We start from the raw sequence: 18,622 nt of genomic DNA on the forward strand, positions 1-18,622 counted from the left end.
CCTCGTGCACTGGCGGCTTGCCTATTCTCGGCGTGGGGCGATCATGACACAGAATGGAAACAAAGAGAGTGTTTCCGTGCAAGGCAGCACTCATGAGAAATATGAAACGCTGATTGCCCGCTGCAAAGATCTCGAACCGGTCACGACCGCGGTCGCGCATCCTTGTGAGCCCACCTCGCTCAAGGGCGCGATCGATGCCGCCAACGCCGGCCTGATCCATCCCTTCCTTGTTGGCCCGGCCGACAAGATCCGCCAAGTCGCGGCCGAGGCCTCGATCGATCTCGGCCCCTATGAAATCGTCGATACACCTCATAGCCACGCGGCCGCCGCCCGGGCCGTGGAGCTCGTCCGAGAAGGCGCCTGCGAATTGCTCATGAAAGGCAGCCTGCATACAGACGAACTGATGAGCGCGGTGGTGAGCCGTGACAAGGGCCTCAGAACCGAGAGGCGCATCAGCCATGTGTTCATCATGGATGTGCCAACCTATCCGAAACCTTTGTTCATCACCGATGCCGCCATCAATATCGCGCCCGATCTCGAAACCAAGCGTGACATCTGCCAGAATGCCATCGATCTGGCGCATATTCTCGGCTTGGAGCAGCCGAAGGTCGCGATCCTTTCCGCCGTCGAGACGATCAATCCCAAAATCCCCTCGACCATTGAAGCCGCCGCGCTCTGCAAGATGGCCGATCGCGGTCAAATCAAGGGCGCTTTGCTCGACGGTCCGCTGGCATTCGACAATGCCATCAACAAGGAGGCGGCCGAGACCAAGGGCATCAATTCTCCGGTTGCCGGGGATGCCGATATTCTTATCGTGCCCGATCTCGTTTCCGGCAACATCCTCGCCAAGCAATTGACTTTTCTGGCAAGCGCCGACGCGGCCGGCATCGTGCTCGGCGCCCGCGTCCCGATCATCCTGACCAGCCGGGCCGATAATGTGCGCACCCGCCTCGCCTCCTGCGCGGTGGCCGCTCTCATGGCCGCCGCAAGACACAGCCGGATGGAAAAAATCAGCGTTTAAACAGCCTTTCGATCCAAATGTTCCGCTCAAGTTTAGGCTGTAAGCGGAACGTTGAGGCTTGCCTTTTTCTGACGGATTTCCAAATCTAGAGCATCAGACCCAAAAGTGGCTCCCCCTTTTGGGACCAATCTGATGCGTTTTCAAAAAAGAGAGAGCGCGAAGGTGCCGCACGTGCGTTAGGCGATGGCATTCACCCGAACGCAAAACCGGAGCATGCAAGCTATGCCCTTTTTCAGTCTCGCTTTCATCGCGGCCGCGATCCTGCTCACCGGGCTGTCGATCTTCCTTTCCCGGCGCCAAACCATCTATGTCCAAGCCCACCGTAACACTGTGCCGGCGGACTTTGCCACCAGCATCACACTCGAAGAGCACCAGAAGGCGGCTGACTACACGGTGGAGCGAGAAAAAGTCAGACGCTTGGAAAGTGTCGCCGAACTCGTGCTGACACTCGCCTGGGTGTTGGGTGGCATCAGCTTGCTCTACGCCGTCATCGCCGCTTTCGTGCCGCCATCCTTGACACGCGGCGTTGTCTTTCTTCTAGCGACTTCGGCCATCAGCTCGTTTCTTTCCCTACCCTTTGATATTTATAAAACTTTTGGGATCGAACGGAAATATGGCTTCAATCGCACCACACCTGCGACCTTCATCGCCGATCGCATCAAGGCTGGAATCCTTTCCCTTGCCATTGGGGTGCCCCTGCTCTTTGCCGCTCTCTGGACCGTGAGCCATTTTTCTGGCTTTTGGTGGCTATGGATCTGGTTCGGCCTTCTCGCCTTGATGATCCTCGCGCCGAGCCTTTATGTTCGTTATATCGCTCCGCGCTTCAATACTTTTGCGCCACTCGCCGATGAGTCTCTGAGAACACGGATCGAGAGCCTGCTGCAACGCTGTGGTTTTCGCTCTTCCGGGCTCTATAGTATGGATGCGTCACGGCGCAGCGCCCATGGCAATGCTTATTTCATCGGTTTCGGCAATGCCAAGCGCATCGTTCTGTTCGATACGCTCCTGGCCCATAGCTCGACGGAGGAAGTGGAGGCCATTGTCGCGCATGAGCTCGGCCATTTCCGGCACAAGCACGTCATTTACAGCCTCATCAGAATGGCTGTGATCAGCTTTGCCGGGCTCGCGATCTTTGGCTGGCTGACGAAGCAGGACTGGCTTCTGCCTTCTTTCGGGATCGCCTACAAGGATGATGCGCTATCCCTTTTTGTCTGTATGCTGCTCGGCTCTGTCGTCGGTCCGCTTTTCGCTCCGCTCGGTAATTGGATCTCCAGACGCAATGAATTCGAGGCGGATGATTATGCAAAGCGCAATGTGGGCGCCATTCCGATGATTACCGCCCTGACCAAGCTCGCCCGTGACAATGCTTCGACGCTGACGCCAGATCCACTCTATGCACTGGTGAATTACTCCCACCCTCCAGTCCCGGTCCGCATACGCCAATTACGTCAAGAGAATGCGGGTTAATCGCGCAGCATCGTCAAGCCAGCCTGATATGAGAGGCTGATCCAGAGCCCTCTGGATCGGCCAGCAAAGCCGTCGCACTTACCAAGCGGGAACGATAACGCCTTCGAAACGCTTGGTAATGAAAGATTTTATCTCTGGACTATGAGCGATTTCGATCAGTTTGAGGATAGATGGATCGCTTTCACGGCCAGAATGGACAACCAATTGAATAGCGTAATGAGGGTCCCCTTCTCCATCGGTGAGCAAGGCTGTCTTGGGGTCCTCACCCGCAGCGATCAGATAACTCATGCTTGCTTGGGCAATGGTGGTGTCATCGAGGGAACGAACCAATTGCGCGGCATCGAGTTCGATGATTTTCAAATGTTTCGGGTTTTCGATAATGTCATGAACGGTCGCGTCGTCGCCAACATTCGGCTTCAGCGTGATGAGACCAGCCTTCTGAAGAAGGCGTAAACCGCGCGCACCATTGACCGGATCATTAGCAATGGCGATTGTCGCACCGTCCTGCACGTCCGCGAAACTTTTGATTTTATGCGAATACAGGCCGACTGGCATGATGACAAGCGGCGCCGCGGCAGTCAGATGCAAGCCATGTGCTTTTATGGCAGCCTTCAGGAAAGGAATATGTTCAAAGAGATTGACATCGGCCTCCCCGCTGTCGACCGCGATATTGGGCCGTACCCAGTCACTGAATTCGATCACCTTGAGGTCGATTCCTTGCGGCTTCGCGGCTTTCGCGATGACCTCCGCGATTTCCGCCGCGGGTCCCGGCGTCACAGCGATCTTGAGCGGCGCCCCCGCGATTGCACCCTCAAGGGAAGCCGCCAAGATCATGAGACTGGAAAGGCTCCATGAGCGGAGCAAGCGGGCAGCCTTGGCGTGAGTTGTGGTCGAATTCATCACTCTCTCATCACATCGATTTGGATTAAGATCGGACGCCCACTTTCGGCTCGATGGTTTAATGCCGGATCCGTTTGTTGACTCGTCGCGCCCAAGTGTCGCCAAATGTCTGGACGCCTTGCACGAGCAGAATGAGAACGAGAACCACCGCCACCATCACATCCGGCATGAAGCGCTGATAACCATAGCGAATGCCAAGATCGCCGAGGCCGCCGCCGCCCACTGTGCCCGCCATGGCCGAGTAGCCGATAAGGCTCACGACCGCGAGCGTGAGGCTTGAGACAATCGAGGGGATCGCCTCCGGCAAAAGAATTTTCACGATAATTTGGACGGGCGTCGCGCCCATCGCACGGGCCGCCTCAATCAGCCCCCGATCGACCTCGCGGATCGCCGTCTCGACGAGACGGGCGATGAAGGGCGTCGCAGCGATCGTGAGGGGAACGATTGCTGAGCGCGTCCCGATCGAAGTGCCGGCAATGGCCCGCGTAACAGGGATCAGCGCGACGACGAGGATGATGAATGGGACTGAACGCGTCGCATTGACGATGAGCCCCAGTCCTTTGTTGACGAGAGGGGCCGAAAGCAATTCTCCGTGGCGGCTGGTGGCGAGAAAGAGACCGAGCGGTAGGCCGAAGAGTGAGCCAAGAAAAGCCGCCGACATGACCATGAAAAGGGTTTCAAGCAGGGCATCATAGATGAGTTGGAAGATCTCAGGCGACATAACCGAGAAACTCCGCGTCATGGCCTCGCTCGGACAGGAAATGGCGGGCCTGGTTGGCTAGGGCCTCACCTGCAGGCAGGCCAATGATGAGTGTCCCGAAAGGTCGATCGGCCACGGCATCGATCGCACCGCCGAGAATGTTCACGTCGCAATTCAATTTGCGGGTCAAATGCGAAAGAATGCCATCATGGGCGAAGGCGCCGCGAAAGCCCACGCGCAAAACCGCCAAGGCTCCAGCGAAGGCTTGTGGACGCAGTCTTTCCGCCAGATAGGCGGGCAATTGATGCCCGGTTTCCGACTGGAGGAAACGCAGCGTGGTCGGATGCTGAGGGCGGGTGAAAAGGTCATAGGCATCACCCTGTTCCACGATCCGCCCGGCATCGAGCACGGCGATCTCATGGGCAATGGCACGGATGACGGCCATTTCATGAGTGATGAGAAGAATGGTCACGCCGAGATCGCGGTTGATGCTCGCCAGCAATTGCAGAATCGAGGCCGTGGTTTCGGGATCGAGCGCAGAGGTCGCCTCGTCACACAAGAGCACTTTGGGTCGTGTCGCAAGCGCCCGGGCTATGCCCACTCTTTGCTTCTGACCACCCGAAAGCTCGGCGGGATAATGGTTCCGTTTATCCGTGAGGCCCACGAGGGTGAGCAAATGTTCGACCCTGTCCTGGATCTCGCTTTTCCGTAAGCCACCGATTTCAAGAGGCAAGGCAATATTGCCGAAGACGGTCCGCGAGGACAGGAGATTGAAATGCTGAAAGATCATCCCGATCGAGCGGCGGACTTTGCGCAAATCCTTTTCCGCGAGGCGGCTGATATCGATTGAATCGACGATGATCTGACCGGAATCCGGTTTTTCGAGTCCATTGACCAGCCGGATGAGTGTTGATTTGCCGGCACCGCTGCGGCCGATCACGCCGAGGATCGATCCCTGTTTGATGGCGAGATTGACATCCTCAAGGGCCGCGACGCTCCCTCCATGATGAGTGGTATAAGTCTTTCTGACATTTTCGAAGCGGATCAGCGCCTCGGAGGCAGAAGCTTCTCCTTCGATTGCGCGGCCTTCACGCTGAAAAATCACAGGAGCATTCACCGGAATACCTCAAACATTATCCAATCGGTGCAGGACATGGTTTGCCCCTGTCAGGAATGATCCGCCATGTTTTATAAACTTAATTGATAGACTTTATAAAAAATAAGTCAATCACACGCTGGATGCGTTCATTGGGAATCCGATGAAGAAAGACGCGATCCCCGCCTAAAGCGGCTCCGTCTTCCACACATCAGCGGCGCTTTGGCTCTGTCAGCGGGGACGCACATTATTATAGCGATGCCGAGCAAAGATGGGGGGAAGGATACAAGATCATAGTGTAAACTCGCATCATTGCGTTCCCGCATAGGGGACCTTACCCCGTGACATCGTATGATGGAGGGTGCCGTGCCAACTGATAGGAATGTCGTGGCAGTCTCCGATGAGCCTTCGTTGGTCTTTCAACGAATGTTGCTCGTCGTCCTTACAGCCTGGGCGTTGGCCAATATCATGCCCGGCTTCTATCGCGTGGTGCAGCCCCTCGCCTCGTTCGGCCTGTCAATTGATAATGACGGCCTGGTTATTGATAATGTCACGCCCTTTCAGAGCGAGCTCGAATCGCCGTCAGCTAAAGCCGGTGTGGTTCGTGGCGATCGGGTCGATCTGCGCGCCATGCGATGCGTCCCCATGTCTTCGACAGCATGCTACGACATTCTGGCGCTGATCGGTGGGTTGGGAGGGCTGCATTACGTGCTTCCGGGCAGTCGCCTCAAGATCAGCTTTCTGGCGCGTGGCGACATGCCGGCTCGAACCCTGACGATCGATGCGGCAAGGCCCCCCTGGAATGGCCTCGAGAGCCTGGTGCTGCTCGCCGATACACTGGTTGGCGTCGCCGTGGTGCTCACCGCCTCCGTCCTGGTCTGGCAGCGTCCGATAGCGATGACTTGGGGTTTCTTTCTTTTCGTAATCTGGTTCAACCCTGGCCAGTCCTACACCTTTTACGCCTTGATCACAGCTTGGCCGCTGGCCGTTCTCGTCCAGGAAGTCGCCGAGGCAACCGCGCAGACGGCAGCGCTGATCGGGTTGATTGTCTTTGCCTTGCGCTTCCCGCACAATTCCATGGAGCCAGGCTGGCGGCCACTGGAGCGCGCCCTCCCGGCGATCGCAGCCGGATTCTTCGCACTCAACCTGCTGACCTTTGCCAATGTTTTCGGTTTTGGAACAGAAACGCTGACCCGGATATCTTACTACGTCAGCTTCGCTCTCAATGCTCTCGTCCTGCTGATTTTAATTCGACGTCGGCGTCTCTTGTCACCACAAGACGATCAGCGAATGCTTTGGGTCATCGCTGGCTGCGCCATTGGTCTGCCCGCCTTCATCATCGCCGAGCTTGCACAATCGGCCGGACTGTTCCAAGATGTTTTTGGAATTTCCGAACCGCCACAAATCATCATAGGCCTGCTTTACTTACTCTATGGTGTACTCGCCTGGTTCGTATCGGAAGCGATCCGCCGACCGCGTGTCATCAGCGTCACCGTGCCTTTGCGTCATGGCACAGTCATGGCCGTGCTGACCTTGCTGATTGCCGTACCGATTTTCTATCTGCACGAATGGCTCGCACACAATAAGGATATTGTGCCCCTCCCCGAATGGGCGTGGTTGCTCATCGTCGGCCCCCTGATCATTTTCGTGTTGCATCAGCTTCATGAGGGCGCTGTGCATGCGGCCGATCATCTGTTCAGCCGCCGTTATCATCGTGCCCAATATTGTCTCAAATATACTGGCGATGCGCTCCGCTCCGCACAAAGCGCGGATGAAATCGATCGTTACCTGATCGCTGGTCCTTGCGAGCTACTAAGCCTCGCTTCCGGTGCTGTCTTCCGTCGGTTCGATGGCGCTTTTCGACGCTGTGCCAGCACGGCTGGCTGGCAGGACGCTGACGTCAAGGAATTGGACGTGGAACGGCCATCCCTGGCAGTTCCCGTCAGAGGCGGTTCCGGTGCATCTCTCGCCATTGCCCTCTATGGCCCCCATCAAGTCGGGACTGACTTGGACGCTGATGAATGCACAATGCTGGGTTCGCTCGCAGATTGTGCCGGAGCGGCCTATGAACGCGTCGAGATCGAGGCGCTGCGTCACGAAGTCGCCGAGCTACGCAGCCGTTTAGCAGCGGCCGCGACAACCCAATAGGCTTGGACCCAACAAATGGGCCCTACAACCGAGACGGCGTCGACGCGGCCACATGCGATAAGGAGATACACGACCTCGGCACTCAATGCGCGCGCTGAAGCACACCATTGAGAAAGATGCCGATGCACCGGTGAATATGCGCCTGCCGGGCATCACGATCAGGCCATTCGTCGTCCGGTTTGGGAATGATCGCGCCGAAGATCATGTCTATCAATATACGGGCGCCGCTTTGAACATCATCCAGAACGATCGTTCCGCGATCACGCTGATCGGCCAGCCAAGCCGCCACGATGGGCCGCGCGTCTTCCCCACGATGGCCTCGGATCATGTCGAGGATTTCATGTTCCTGCGGATATGTCTGCGCCTCAGCCTCTTGAATCAGGCGATTTTCCAGATAAAGCGTCAGCGTCTCGCGCGTTCCTTTCTCCCACAATGTCTTGAGCGCGTGAGCGAAACGTCGGGCAAACAGTTCCGAATGGCCGATAGTGCCGAAAATATCATCGAGGGCAAGAAAGGCAGATGGGTCTGTTTTCGCTTCGAGCGCAGCCGCATGCAGCCGCTCGGCGCTCGCATCGTTGAAGACGATGTCCTTGCCGCTGTCCGATGTTCCCGCGAAATAACGACACCAGAGCGCCGAGACCAGCGAGAGGCCGATGACATCGTCGCCGCGCGCCAGCCGGTCTTTCGTCGTCGGCAAAATGAATTTCGGCTGCCGATTAGAGCCATCCTGCGCCAGCCGGGGGATCGTATCGCCAATCTTCGAATTGGAGAAACGCCGCTCGATCAACTGGAAATAAGCATCGATATCGGTATCCGGCACGGGTGGAACGACCGGAATGATTTCCTCGCGTTCGAGCTTGGCGAGAAAGGAGCGGATGAGCGGCTCTTCCATCGCTTCGTGAACGAAATGAATGTCAAGCAAAGCCGCAGGATAAGCGATAGCCGCATGGCCGCCGTTGAGAATACGGATCTTCATGAGTTCGTAGGGCGAAACATCGAGGACGAATTGAACGCCCACTTTCTCCAAAGCCGGACGCCCCGCAGGAAATTTATCCTCGATCACCCATTGCCGAAATTCTTCGCAGAAGACCGGCCAATTGTCCTCAATGCCAAAATCTTCACGGGCAATATCAATCTCACGCTGGCCCGTCGCCGGCGTGATACGGTCCACCATGGAATTGGGAAAGGATACATTGGCCGCGATCCAATTGGCGAAATCTGGATCGGAGAGCCGCGCGAGCCCGGTGACAGCGTTATAGGTTACCTTGCCATTATGGGGAATGTTGTCACAGGAAGCGACAGTAAAAGGCTCGATACCCTTCTCCTTCCGTGCTTTGAGGCCGGCGACGATCAACCCGAATATTGTTTTCGGTGATTCCGGGTGACGACCATCCTCGATGATCGCCGGATGTTCGAGATTGAAGGCGCCATTCGCGTTGAGGAAATAACCGCCTTCCGTGATGGTCATGGAGACGATGCGGATCGCCGGCTCGGCAAGCTTTTCGATGATGACCGGCGCATTGCCGGTCGGCAAAATATCGATCATCGCGCCGGTGATGCGGGCGGCAACCCGGTTATTGTCCTGCTCGACAACCGTCGTCAGGCAATCCTGATCGAGCAGCTTTTCGCGGATCAACGCGTCGGAAGGCATGACGCCCGCGCCGATGATGGCCCAGTCAAGATCTTGACCGGCATTGAACAATTCATCGAGATAGACCGCCTGATGAGCGCGGTGAAAATTTCCGATGCCGAAATGGACAATGCCGGCGGAAAGACTTTGGCGCGCATAGGTCGGAACCGCCGTCGGTGCCGTGGCCTCGTTCAATGTCGTCAACGAGAGCTTGCAGGTCATATTACGATCCTCGAAAGGGAAGAGCGATCTGGAACCATCCGGCCGGATGGAGAGCTGTGAGTTTGTCTAGTATCCACCTTCATTGAAGCACGACTCGTCGCGGTTCAATGAAGGTGGATACGGTTTTAAAAAGTGACGTATCGAGAATCTGTCATTCTCGATACCAGGGTGTCCCCGAAAGGGTTTAATGCACTTAAAAATGCTCGAGAGCGTCGCTCCTTAAATTGGAGCGACGCTCTAGGTCTTTGAAAACGCACCAAATTTATCCCAAAAGCGATATTCTCTTTTGGGTTTGATCTCCCCGGCATCAAACCCGTGGAGATAAAGCAATGCCTTCTTTGTCGAAGCGGTAGAGCTTGGTTTCATCCGGGATGAGGAACAGCCGGTCACCGTGGCTCCCCTCGAACGCTCCTTCAGCCCTGACCGTGACAAGGCCGACATCATCCACCTCCACATGCAGGAATGTGTCGGAGCCGAGATGTTCGGCAATGACGATGGTTCCGCTCCAGGGGCCTTTTTCCCGCGACCAGCTGATATGTTCAGGCCTGATGCCCACTGTGGCCGCCTGTTTGGAAACAGCATAGGCCCCGCCGATCAGATTCATCTTCGGCGATCCGATGAAGCCAGCGACGAACAGATTGGCCGGGTTGCGGTAAAGCTCCATCGGCGACCCCACTTGTTCGATCCGGCCGCGATTGAGTACCACGATCTTGTCGGCCATTGTCATGGCCTCCACCTGATCATGCGTGACATAGATCATCGTGGTTTTCAAAGTCTGATGAAGTTCGCTGATCTCGAGTCGCATATTGACACGCAAGGCCGCATCAAGGTTCGACAGCGGCTCGTCAAACAGAAAGGCCGTGGGCTGACGTACGATGGCTCGGCCGATGGCCACGCGCTGGCGCTGGCCCCCCGAGAGTTCACGAGGCTTGCGGTCGAGATAATCACCAAGATTGAGGATGCGGGCCGCGTCATTCACTTTGCGGTCGATCTCGGCTTTCTCCAAACCGGCCATTTTCAAAGGAAACGCAATATTGGAGCGCACGCTCATATGCGGATAGAGCGCATAGGACTGAAACACCATGGCAAGCCGGCGCTGTGAGGCTGAGGCATGGGTGACATCCTTGCCGTCGATGATTATTTTGCCGCCGCTGACATCCTCCAGCCCCGCGATCAGCCTGAGAAGCGTGGACTTGCCGCAGCCGGAAGGGCCAACGAAAACCACGAACTCGCCATCATCGATTTCGAGATTGAGAGAAGGAATAGCCTTGAACGCGCCGAAATGTTTGGAAACGTTCTGAAGCGAGATGCTGCCCATGAGGTTTCTTTCTATTTAACCGCGCCAAAGGTCAGTCCGCGAACAAGTTGCTTTTGCGAGAACCAGCCAAGGATCAGAATCGGTGCGATCGCCATGGTGGAAGCTGCGGACAGCTTGCCATAGAACAGGCCTTCCGGACTCGAATAAGAGGCAATGAATGCCGTCAGCGGCGCCGCGTCGGAGGTTGTGAGGTTCAATGTCCAGAAGGCTTCGTTCCAGGCCAGAATGACATTGAGCAGCAGTGTCGAGGCAATTCCAGGCACAACCATGGGCGTCAGCACATAGACGATTTCCTTGATGAGCGAGGCGCCGTCCATGCGCGCCGCCTCCAGGATCTCGCCAGGAATTTCCTTGAAATAGGTGTAGAGCATCCACAAGACGATCGGCAGGTTGATCAGAGTGAGGACGATGACGAGGCCTGTCCGCGTATCGAGCAGCCCCGTATCGCGGAAGATGAGATAGACCGGGATGAGCGCGCCGACCGACGGCATCATTTTGGTGGAAAGCATCCACATCAAGATGTTCTTGGTGCGCTTCGTCGGCGAAAAAGCCATGGCCCAGGCGGAAGGGATGGCGATCGCCAGCGCCGCAAATGTCGAGCCGAAGGCGATGACGACCGAATTCATGAAATGGCCGAAATAATTCGAGCGGCTCTGAACCTCTGCGTAGTTTTCCGTCGTCCAATGGAAGAACAGAAAGGAAGGCGGCGAGGCGATCGCTTCGGCCTCGGTCTTGAAGCTCGTCAGCACGGTCCACAAGATCGGGAAGAAGATCGCAAGGCCAAACGTCCATGCGATGACGGTCGTGACCAGTTTACGGCGGGCTGAGCCTTGGCGTGCCATTATTCAAGCCTCCAGATTCTTGCCGACGAAGCGGATCAGGAAGACGGCGACGATATTGGCGAGCACGACGGCGACAATGCCGCCCGCCGAGGCTCCGCCAATGTCGAACTGAAGAAGCGCCTGCGTATACACGAGAAAAGTGAGATTGGTGCTCTCCACGCCGGGTCCGCCATTGGTGGTGACGAGAATTTCGGCGAAGATAGAGAGAAGAAAGATCGTCTGAATGAGAATGACGACCGTGATGGCGCGGGCCATATGCGGCAGAATGATATAGATGAACTTTGAGATTGGTCCCGCACCGTCCATTTCGGCGGCTTCTTTCTGTTCCTCATTCAGAGATTGCAGGGCCGTCAGCAGGATCAAGGTCGCAAAAGGCAACCATTGCCAGGCGATGATGAGGATGATCGATAAGAGCGGTGCATTGGCCAGCCAGTCAAAAGGCTCGAGTCCAAGCGATCGGGCGATCCAGGCGAACAGACCATTCACCGGATTCATGAACATGTTCTTCCACACGAGCGCCGAGACCGTCGGCATGACGAAGAAGGGCGCAATCACCAGAATACGCACGATCCCCTGCCCGAACATCGGCTGATCGAGCAGAAGCGCAAAACCGATGCCCCCGATGATGGTTATGACGAGGACACCGAGAACGATCAGCAGCGTGTTGATGAGTGCGGAGAAGAAGGCTGGGTCCGTGAGGAAGAACTGATAATTCGCAAGGCTTGTGAACACCTCCTCGCCTGGCATCAGCAAATTGTAACGCAGAAAGGAAAAATAGGCCGTCATCGCCAGCGGCACGATCATCCAGGCCAACAGGAGGACCACGGAAGGCGCCATCATCAGGCGCGCGGCGGAATGAGTATGTCCTGTCGCCATGGCGACCCCCGGATCAGAATTGAATGAATGCCAAGCGGGCGGGCTATCTTGGCGCGCCGTCGTAGCCGTTGACAGCATGGTCAAAGGCTACGAGCGCGCGGCGTTTCGTCTTGATTCCGATGCTCTGTTTTTCAAGGGAAGCAGATTGGATACGTTTGCTCTGCTCCGGCCTTAAACCAACGGTCATAATCAATGACCGTTGGACCGCTCTTGAATTTTCGCCATCGCTTTGAAAAAGCGAAAATTCAAGAAAGGAACCAAAGGTCGTTCTTTACGCCCTTTGGTATTACTTGATGTAGCCAGCCTTGGTCATTTCCCGCGCTGTCAATTGCTGGGCATTCCGAAGCGCCTGTTCCGGCGTGACCTGGCCGGCGAGAGCCGCCGAGAATTGCTGGCCGACTGCCGTCCCAATTCCCTGAAACTCCGCGATAGCCACGAACTGGCCGCCAGTATAAGGTACGGGCTTGACAGTAGGTTTGGCCGTATTGGCGGCCTTGATCGCCGCGAGTGTCGGAAGGGCGAAGGGCGCTGCCTGACGATATTGCGCATTCTCATAAAGGGAGATGCGCGTGCCGGGAGGAACGCTCGCCCATCCTTCCTTGCCTGCGACGAGATCTATATAGGCCTTGTCAGTCGCCCAACCGATGAACTTCTGCGCCGCTTTATCTTTCTTGCTCCCGGCCGGCACGGCAAGACTCCACGCCCACAGCCAATTGCCGTGATTGCCGAGCGTGCCAGAGGCTGGGAACAAAGCGTAACCAACCTTGTCAGCGACTGCGGAATCCTTGGGATTGCTGACGAAAGAGGCAGCGACCGTGGCGTCTATCCAGATACCGCATTTGCCGGTTTGAAAGAGAGCGAGATTCTCGTTGAAGCCGTTGGCGGAAGCACCGGGAGGGCCAGCGTCTTTCATCAGCTTGACGTAATAATCGATAGATTTTTGCCATTCCGGCTGGTCAAATTGCGGTTTCCACTGCTCATCGAACCAGCGGCCACCCATGGAATTAGCGAGTGCGGTGAGAAAAGCCATGTTCTCTCCCCATCCCGCCTTGCCGCGCAAGCAGATGCCATAGATCGATGCATTCTTGTCGGTGATCTTGCGCGCGGCCTCGGCGATGAAATCCCAGTTCGGCTCGGCCGGCATGGTCAGCCCCGCCTTCTCGAACAGATCCTTGCGATACATGACCATGGCGCTTTCGCCATAAAAAGGCGAAGCGTAGAGCTTGCCGTCATAAGAGACCGCTTCGTGGATCGTGGGCAGGAGGTCTGCTTCATCATAATTCGCACCAAGCGCGTCGAGCGGCTTCAACCAGCCCCGTTTGGCCCAGATCGGCACCTCGTAATTGCCGATGGTCATGATGTCGAACTGACCGCCCTTGGTCGCGATGTCAGTCGTCACCTTCTGCCGCAGCACATTTTCTTCGAGCGTGACCCATTTCAGGTCGATGTCCGGATTTTTCGCTTTGAAGTCATCCGTGAGCTTCTGCATCCGGATCATGTCGCCATTATTGACGGTGGCGATCGTCAGCGTTTCCGCAATAGCCGTTCCGGCAAAAGTCACGGCAGCGCAGGCGCTGAACAGCAAAGTCCTGAGTCTCATGGCGTTTCCCACCCAGTTTTGTATTTGTGCTTATATTTTTCGTAAGTAAATCACTCTTCTTTAAAGAGTGTCAAGCCGCTTTAGGGCAATCTCATGACCGCGAGCGTTTTCATGTAAAATGCCAATGTGAGCCCCCCATCGCATGCGCTAAGCCGCTCTCTTCGCTTAAAAATGTGTCTCATATGAGAAGAAATTTTGGAGGAGCCCCAGATGTATCTCGGTCTTGATCTCGGTACATCCGGCGTCAAAGCATTGTTGATCGATGCCAATCAACAGGTTGTCGGCTCCGCGAGCAGTCCGCTGAACGTTTCACGCCCTCAGCCTGGCTGGTCGGAGCAGGATCCCGTTGAATGGGTGCGGGCAGCGCAGGCGGCGATGGCCGGCGTCAAGGCAGCGCATCCTGAGGCTTTCAAGGCGCTTCGTGGCATCGGCCTGTCCGGTCAGATGCATGGGGCGACCCTGCTGGACGCGGACGATAAAGTGCTGCGGCCCTGCATTCTTTGGAACGATGTGCGTAGCCATCGCCAAGCCGCCGCTCTCGACGCGGATTCACGTTTTCGTGTTATCACCGGCAATATCGTCTTTCCCGGCTTTACCGCACCCAAACTCGTTTGGGTTGCCGAACATGAACCGGAAATTTTCGCGCGCATCCACCGCGTGCTCCTGCCGAAGGATTATCTGCGCCTTTGGCTGACGGGAGAATCGTTCTCGGACATGTCGGATGCCGCAGGGACGGCGTGGCTTGATACCGGCGGCCGCAAATGGTCCCCTGAATTGCTGGCCGCGACAGGCATGGACGAACGGCAAATGCCCGCCTTGGTTGAAGGCGTGGAACCGGCCGGCGTTTTGCGGAGCGGCCTTGCGGCGGAATGGGGGCTCGGCGCGGGGATCGTGGTCGCGGGCGGTGCGGGCGATAATGCCGCCGCCGCTTGCGGCATGGGCGTGATTGACGAAGGGGCGGCCTTTGTCTCCCTCGGCACCTCAGGCGTGCTGTTTGCCGCCAATGATTCCTATCGGCCGCAACCGGCGAGCGCGGTCCATACTTTTTGCCACGCTTTGCCTGGCACATGGCATCAGATGGGCGTCATCCTATGCGCCACCGATGCGCTCAATTGGCATTCGGGCCTGACCGGTCTCTCCGCCGCCGAGCTGATTGCGGAACAGGGCGATAGTCTCAAGGCGCCGAGCAGCGTAACCTTTCTGCCCTATCTCTCCGGCGAACGCACGCCGCATAATGATGCCAGCGCGCGCGGCGCCTTTGTCGGCCTTGGACGGGAAAGCGACCGTGCAGCCCTCACACAAGCCGTGCTGGAAGGCGTGGCTTTCGCCATCCGTGACAATCTCGTAGCCTTGCGTTCAGCCGGCGCGCAGATCACGCGGGTCATGGCAACGGGCGGGGGTGCACAATCGTCCTATTGGCTTTCCGCTTTGGCCACGGCGCTTGAAATACCAGTGGATCGGCCAGCCGATGGCGATTTTGGCGCGGCTTTCGGTGCGGCGCGGCTCGGCCTGATCGCGGCGACGGGGGCAATGCCGAAAAAGATCTGTACTGCACCCGCTATTGCCGAGACGTTCGAGCCCATCACTCCTTTGGCGCAAGCCTATGCGGACGCCTATGCGCGCTACCGCGCGCTCTACCCGGCGCTTCGCTCACCGACCCCTTGAAGAGCCAAGGAAAAGGCCATGGGGGCACCTGTCCATTTTCTGATATTCTTAGACGGTGTAGCATGAAACCTTCATGCATTCCTGTAGGGCGATAGGTCCACGCGTGACGTTGTGAGGTATGGTCTTCAAAATGATAAGGACGCGCATTCGGTGGCGAAGGCTGACGGCGAAATCCTGGACTTTGTCGCGATTATATTACCGGTTTCACAAAGTAGAGTTGGCGGGACGCCCTTCCGATAAAATCTGGTACTTCGCTTATGGCTCGAATATGCACGACAGCGCTTTTCTCGAACGTCGCGGAATGCGGCCGTTGGAATGGCGCGTCGGGCGCGCCATAGGTTACCGGCTGCGCTTCAATCTCGATGGGAGACCTTTAGGAAAAGCCGCACCGGCCAATATCTGCGCCGATGTCTCCACGGAAGTGTGGGGCGTTCTTTACCAGATCACCTGCCGGGATATGCTCCGCCTTAATGCGAGCGAGGGTGTGCCCGGCAAGAGATACCGCCCCACCTGGCTGAGCGTGGAAGACGGTCATGGCCGGCCGGTGAAGGCAATGACCTATATCGCCGAGGGCAACCCGCATGATGGTCGCCCTTCCCTGCGCTATCTCTCCTTATTGCGCGAGGGAGCGCGGGCCCATGGCCTGCCGGACGCGTGGGTGCAGTTCCTGGAAAGCGTTGAACCCGCCGAATGATCGGGTGAATGGCGCCATGAATCGCTCATCGCCGATCAGTCCCGCAAATTCCGCCGCACCCGTTTTTAAGAAAAGGATGTTTCATGGCTGACGACGCCCCACGAGTCTCGATCCGCTACTGCACCCAGTGCAACTGGCTGCTGCGTGCCGCCTGGATGGCCCAGGAGCTTCTCAACACCTTTGGCCAGACGCTGGGTGAGGTTGCTTTGATCCCCGATACCGGGGGATGGTTCGAGATTAAGGTGAACGAGACGCTGATATGGGAGCGCGCACGCGACGGCGGCTTTCCCGGTCCAAAGGAACTGAAGCAACGCGTGCGCGATGTCATCGAACCGGGACGCGATCTTGGTCACATCGATCGCTGACTAACCTTCGCGCGGCATCGAGAGCAAGCTCTGTGTTTGAGTCAACATACCATCAGATATACCGTCACCCAGGAGGCTTACCCTCGATAGAGGACGGTAGATGCTGAACAGGATACGTTCGGCGGGGCAAAAATCACTCCCACTCGATGGTTCTCGTTGAATGTAACAAGTTGATTTTTCTGTGCGAAACTTCTTCGCGCAGAAAACTTCCGTCGGTCAAACCGCCAGAGGCGCAGGGCTTTTGATTTTAAAGAAAAATTTCGCTGCTCGGAGAACTCCTCGCTTTCAGGGACTATCGGCATCAATCGGGCGATTCCTCGTATCCAACTTCGGAATACGTCTACCGATATGGTCGAAAAACTACCGTCACATCCCTTGTACCTTTTGATCGAAAAAGACCGAATTGGGCCTAAAGAGAATGGCCTGTTTTCAGGCACAGGCAAAGCAGGCGTTGCGGTTGTGCAGGTGCATCGGCAGCGACTGCTCCAACCCGGCGTCCCCGTTAGAGTCTTTTCGTGTCCATCGGCCATAGGCGTGCAATCGATGGAAGCAAACTATGGAAGAACTGGGATACTCGTTCGCGAAGGGCAAGAAAGCCATTCGAAGAACGCCTGGTGATTATCCTTAATTAGATCGGCTGTCCGATTGCTAAGCGCCCACTGACAATAGTATTCCCTGATGACTTTTACCTCGCGCTGACGGTCAGGAATGCTTGTCCAGCGTATGAAGTTAGGCAGTTCTGCTTGTCCGTCTTTGATGATCTGTATCTTTCGGTCGGCCTGGCTTCGGCTGATTGGAACGCTTATTTCTCTATTAACGACCGGCCCGATAGCAGTCGCCAACAGCATTTTACTCGCAAGCTCTCCTTCTTTCAGAACCACTTTGGCCCAGGGAGCCGAACGCGATAAATTCGGACCGTGTAGGAGACATTCTTGATATTCAGCATACAAATAATAAGTTGATGCAAACGGTCCCTGAGGAGGCCACTCGGCAGGAAATGGCAGGGATATCGCCATGTACCAATTAATATCATGCTCTTTGCCAAAGAAATCGCGAGTCCGCCCTGCATGCTTATCAAAACTCGCCCAATCCTCCCGCACAAGATGCTGAATTAATTTACTGTCAGAGTCTGACAAATCAATTTTCATTATCGCCTATTCCTTTCATTAAATTTTATCATTCAATAGTAATTACACATTACTCAAACTCCTTGATACGATTTAAGGCCCTATATACCTCGAACCTGGCTCTGTCTGCTACGGATCATGATCGGACTTCACCCTCTTCAGTCATCCAAATAACAGTCAGGTGTTGGCAAGAAAACGACCGTCAGGGTAGCGACGATCGACATTCATGGCCATCGCGGGCGCCAGTTCCGGTGACTAGTGCAACCCGGCAGCTTTGTAGGACGCTCATTGCCGCCCACAAAGATGAAAGAGCGGCCTGAAGCCTGCTGTGAAAGGCTATCACTCGGTTGAGCGCCCCCCATAACGGCGGCATTGACCTATCTGAGTCAAAGCCTCGCCCCCACGCTAGCTAAAGGCGATATCGTCATCATGGATATGTGTGGACGCCCCCGTTGCGGCAAGCTAAATTTTCGGGAGCGGATGGCGTGCGGATCGGGTGCTGGCATGTGTCCGGCCTTGTTGCGGCCATAACGTGCCGCGGGCCCGTATGGGAGTTCGCGGGTCGGGTCCAAGGTCGCTGGCATACGCGAGACGATCGAGGCGGCTAGTACCAAGTTCGTCTATCTGCCACCCTACTCGCCAGATCTCAATCCGATCGAAATAGCCTTTTCAAAGTTCAAGGCGCTGCTCAGAAAAGCTGGGGAACGCACTATTCCAGCCCTCTGGGACAGAATCGGTGCATTCCTTAATGCCTTCACCCAAATCAATGCGTAAACTTCTTCAAACACGCTGGATATGCATGATCCAATTCCGAAAATGCTCTAATAGTCACGAATACGCTCGATGCCGTGTTCAGGCCAAAAAAGCCCTTCGATGACTCCCGATATCTTCTTATCCTGTGTAGGCTTCCAGCCGGTCAGGGCCGCGTCTTTCGTTCTCCCTAACGGCCTC

The 18,622-nt window shown here is 56.3% G+C and carries 14 protein-coding genes and 2 pseudogenes; 7 read left to right on the forward strand and 9 right to left on the reverse strand.

Annotated elements, in window-relative coordinates; genetic code table 11:
* The first annotated feature begins 43 nt into the window (after positions 1-43).
* The gene (locus tag BIND_RS12405; RefSeq protein ID WP_012385415.1) at positions 44-1,021 is read left to right on the forward strand and encodes a bifunctional enoyl-CoA hydratase/phosphate acetyltransferase; all 978 of its coding nucleotides are present in this window, start codon (positions 44-46) and stop codon (positions 1,019-1,021) included.
* A gap of 222 nt (positions 1,022-1,243) precedes the next feature.
* Positions 1,244-2,488: a M48 family metallopeptidase gene (locus BIND_RS12410; protein WP_012385416.1), complete on the forward strand. Its 1,245-nt coding sequence runs from the start codon at positions 1,244-1,246 to the stop codon at positions 2,486-2,488.
* 78 nt (positions 2,489-2,566) lie between these two features.
* On the opposite strand, the gene BIND_RS12415 is transcribed toward BIND_RS12410, so the two are convergent.
* From BIND_RS12415 to BIND_RS12425, 3 genes are read right to left on the reverse strand one after another with little or no spacing between them, the layout of a single operon-like run.
* Positions 2,567-3,388 (reverse strand): MetQ/NlpA family ABC transporter substrate-binding protein, encoded by an 822-nt coding sequence (locus tag BIND_RS12415; RefSeq protein WP_012385417.1) that lies wholly within the window; start codon positions 3,386-3,388, stop codon positions 2,567-2,569.
* A 58-nt stretch (positions 3,389-3,446) separates the two neighbouring features.
* A complete protein-coding gene (locus BIND_RS12420; RefSeq protein ID WP_012385418.1) occupies positions 3,447-4,109 on the reverse strand; it encodes a methionine ABC transporter permease in 663 nt (220 codons plus the stop codon).
* Positions 4,099-5,205: a methionine ABC transporter ATP-binding protein gene (locus tag BIND_RS12425; RefSeq protein WP_012385419.1), complete on the reverse strand. Its 1,107-nt coding sequence runs from the start codon at positions 5,203-5,205 to the stop codon at positions 4,099-4,101. The genes BIND_RS12420 and BIND_RS12425 overlap by 11 nt, the downstream gene beginning before the upstream one ends.
* Positions 5,206-5,550: 345 nt before the next feature.
* Here BIND_RS12425 and BIND_RS12430 point away from each other — a divergent pair, with 345 nt between their 5' ends.
* Positions 5,551-7,332, forward strand: coding sequence for a hypothetical protein (locus BIND_RS12430; protein WP_148210630.1), 1,782 nt, complete (start codon positions 5,551-5,553; stop codon positions 7,330-7,332).
* A gap of 379 nt (positions 7,333-7,711) precedes the next feature.
* Here the strand turns inward: BIND_RS12430 and BIND_RS12435 are convergent.
* The 5 genes and pseudogenes from BIND_RS12435 to BIND_RS12455 form a co-directional block, all read right to left on the reverse strand.
* Positions 7,712-9,184, reverse strand: a pseudogene (locus BIND_RS12435) (mannitol dehydrogenase family protein); the annotation flags it as partial.
* 307 nt (positions 9,185-9,491) lie between these two features.
* On the reverse strand, positions 9,492-10,502 hold the full coding sequence (locus tag BIND_RS12440) for an ABC transporter ATP-binding protein (protein WP_012385422.1): 1,011 nt from the start codon (positions 10,500-10,502) through the stop codon (positions 9,492-9,494).
* Between the two features lie 11 nt (positions 10,503-10,513).
* Positions 10,514-11,344, reverse strand: a complete 831-nt coding sequence (locus tag BIND_RS12445) for a carbohydrate ABC transporter permease (RefSeq protein ID WP_012385423.1) — start codon at positions 11,342-11,344, stop codon at positions 10,514-10,516.
* Positions 11,345-11,347: 3 nt separating this feature from the next.
* Positions 11,348-12,220 (reverse strand): carbohydrate ABC transporter permease, encoded by an 873-nt coding sequence (locus tag BIND_RS12450; RefSeq protein WP_012385424.1) that lies wholly within the window; start codon positions 12,218-12,220, stop codon positions 11,348-11,350.
* A gap of 286 nt (positions 12,221-12,506) precedes the next feature.
* Complete coding sequence (locus tag BIND_RS12455; protein WP_012385425.1) at positions 12,507-13,820, reverse strand: ABC transporter substrate-binding protein; 1,314 nt, start codon at positions 13,818-13,820, stop codon at positions 12,507-12,509.
* Positions 13,821-14,030: 210 nt separating this feature from the next.
* Between BIND_RS12455 and xylB the strand changes: the two genes are divergently transcribed.
* The 3 genes from xylB to BIND_RS12470 all read left to right on the forward strand — a co-directional run bounded on the left by xylB (position 14,031) and on the right by BIND_RS12470 (position 16,544).
* On the forward strand, positions 14,031-15,485 hold the full coding sequence (gene xylB / locus BIND_RS12460) for a xylulokinase (protein ID WP_012385426.1): 1,455 nt from the start codon (positions 14,031-14,033) through the stop codon (positions 15,483-15,485).
* A gap of 130 nt (positions 15,486-15,615) precedes the next feature.
* On the forward strand, positions 15,616-16,179 hold the full coding sequence (locus BIND_RS12465) for a gamma-glutamylcyclotransferase family protein (protein ID WP_012385427.1): 564 nt from the start codon (positions 15,616-15,618) through the stop codon (positions 16,177-16,179).
* Between the two features lie 83 nt (positions 16,180-16,262).
* Positions 16,263-16,544, forward strand: coding sequence for an Rdx family protein (locus BIND_RS12470; RefSeq protein ID WP_012385428.1), 282 nt, complete (start codon positions 16,263-16,265; stop codon positions 16,542-16,544).
* 554 nt (positions 16,545-17,098) lie between these two features.
* Here BIND_RS12470 and BIND_RS12475 read toward each other — a convergent pair.
* Positions 17,099-17,692 carry a hypothetical protein gene (locus BIND_RS12475; protein WP_012385429.1) on the reverse strand — a complete coding sequence of 198 codons (594 nt, stop codon included), beginning with the start codon at positions 17,690-17,692 and terminating at the stop codon, positions 17,099-17,101.
* Between the two features lie 561 nt (positions 17,693-18,253).
* On the opposite strand from BIND_RS12475, the pseudogene BIND_RS20630 reads away from it, so the two are divergent.
* Positions 18,254-18,474 (forward strand): annotated as a pseudogene (locus tag BIND_RS20630) (transposase); the annotation flags it as partial.
* Positions 18,475-18,622 lie beyond the last annotated feature (148 nt).

The sequence above is a fragment of the Beijerinckia indica subsp. indica ATCC 9039 genome (genome assembly GCF_000019845.1).
Taxonomy (GTDB): domain Bacteria; phylum Pseudomonadota; class Alphaproteobacteria; order Rhizobiales; family Beijerinckiaceae; genus Beijerinckia; species Beijerinckia indica.

Excerpts from the sequence above, each read along its gene's own strand:
- BIND_RS12405 (WP_012385415.1), top strand. The coding sequence starts at position 44 with ATGACACAGAATGGAAACAAAGAGAGTGTTTCCGTGCAAGGCAGCACT.
- BIND_RS12410 (WP_012385416.1), top strand. The coding sequence starts at position 1,244 with ATGCCCTTTTTCAGTCTCGCTTTCATCGCGGCCGCGATCCTGCTCACC.
- BIND_RS12415 (WP_012385417.1), bottom strand. The coding sequence starts at position 3,388 with ATGAATTCGACCACAACTCACGCCAAGGCTGCCCGCTTGCTCCGCTCA.
- BIND_RS12420 (WP_012385418.1), bottom strand. The coding sequence starts at position 4,109 with ATGTCGCCTGAGATCTTCCAACTCATCTATGATGCCCTGCTTGAAACC.
- BIND_RS12440 (WP_012385422.1), bottom strand. The coding sequence starts at position 10,502 with ATGGGCAGCATCTCGCTTCAGAACGTTTCCAAACATTTCGGCGCGTTC.
- BIND_RS12445 (WP_012385423.1), bottom strand. The coding sequence starts at position 11,344 with ATGGCACGCCAAGGCTCAGCCCGCCGTAAACTGGTCACGACCGTCATC.
- BIND_RS12450 (WP_012385424.1), bottom strand. The coding sequence starts at position 12,220 with ATGGCGACAGGACATACTCATTCCGCCGCGCGCCTGATGATGGCGCCT.
- BIND_RS12455 (WP_012385425.1), bottom strand. The coding sequence starts at position 13,820 with ATGAGACTCAGGACTTTGCTGTTCAGCGCCTGCGCTGCCGTGACTTTT.
- xylB (WP_012385426.1), top strand. The coding sequence starts at position 14,031 with ATGTATCTCGGTCTTGATCTCGGTACATCCGGCGTCAAAGCATTGTTG.
- BIND_RS12465 (WP_012385427.1), top strand. The coding sequence starts at position 15,616 with ATGATAAGGACGCGCATTCGGTGGCGAAGGCTGACGGCGAAATCCTGG.
- BIND_RS12470 (WP_012385428.1), top strand. The coding sequence starts at position 16,263 with ATGGCTGACGACGCCCCACGAGTCTCGATCCGCTACTGCACCCAGTGC.
- BIND_RS12475 (WP_012385429.1), bottom strand. The coding sequence starts at position 17,692 with ATGAAAATTGATTTGTCAGACTCTGACAGTAAATTAATTCAGCATCTT.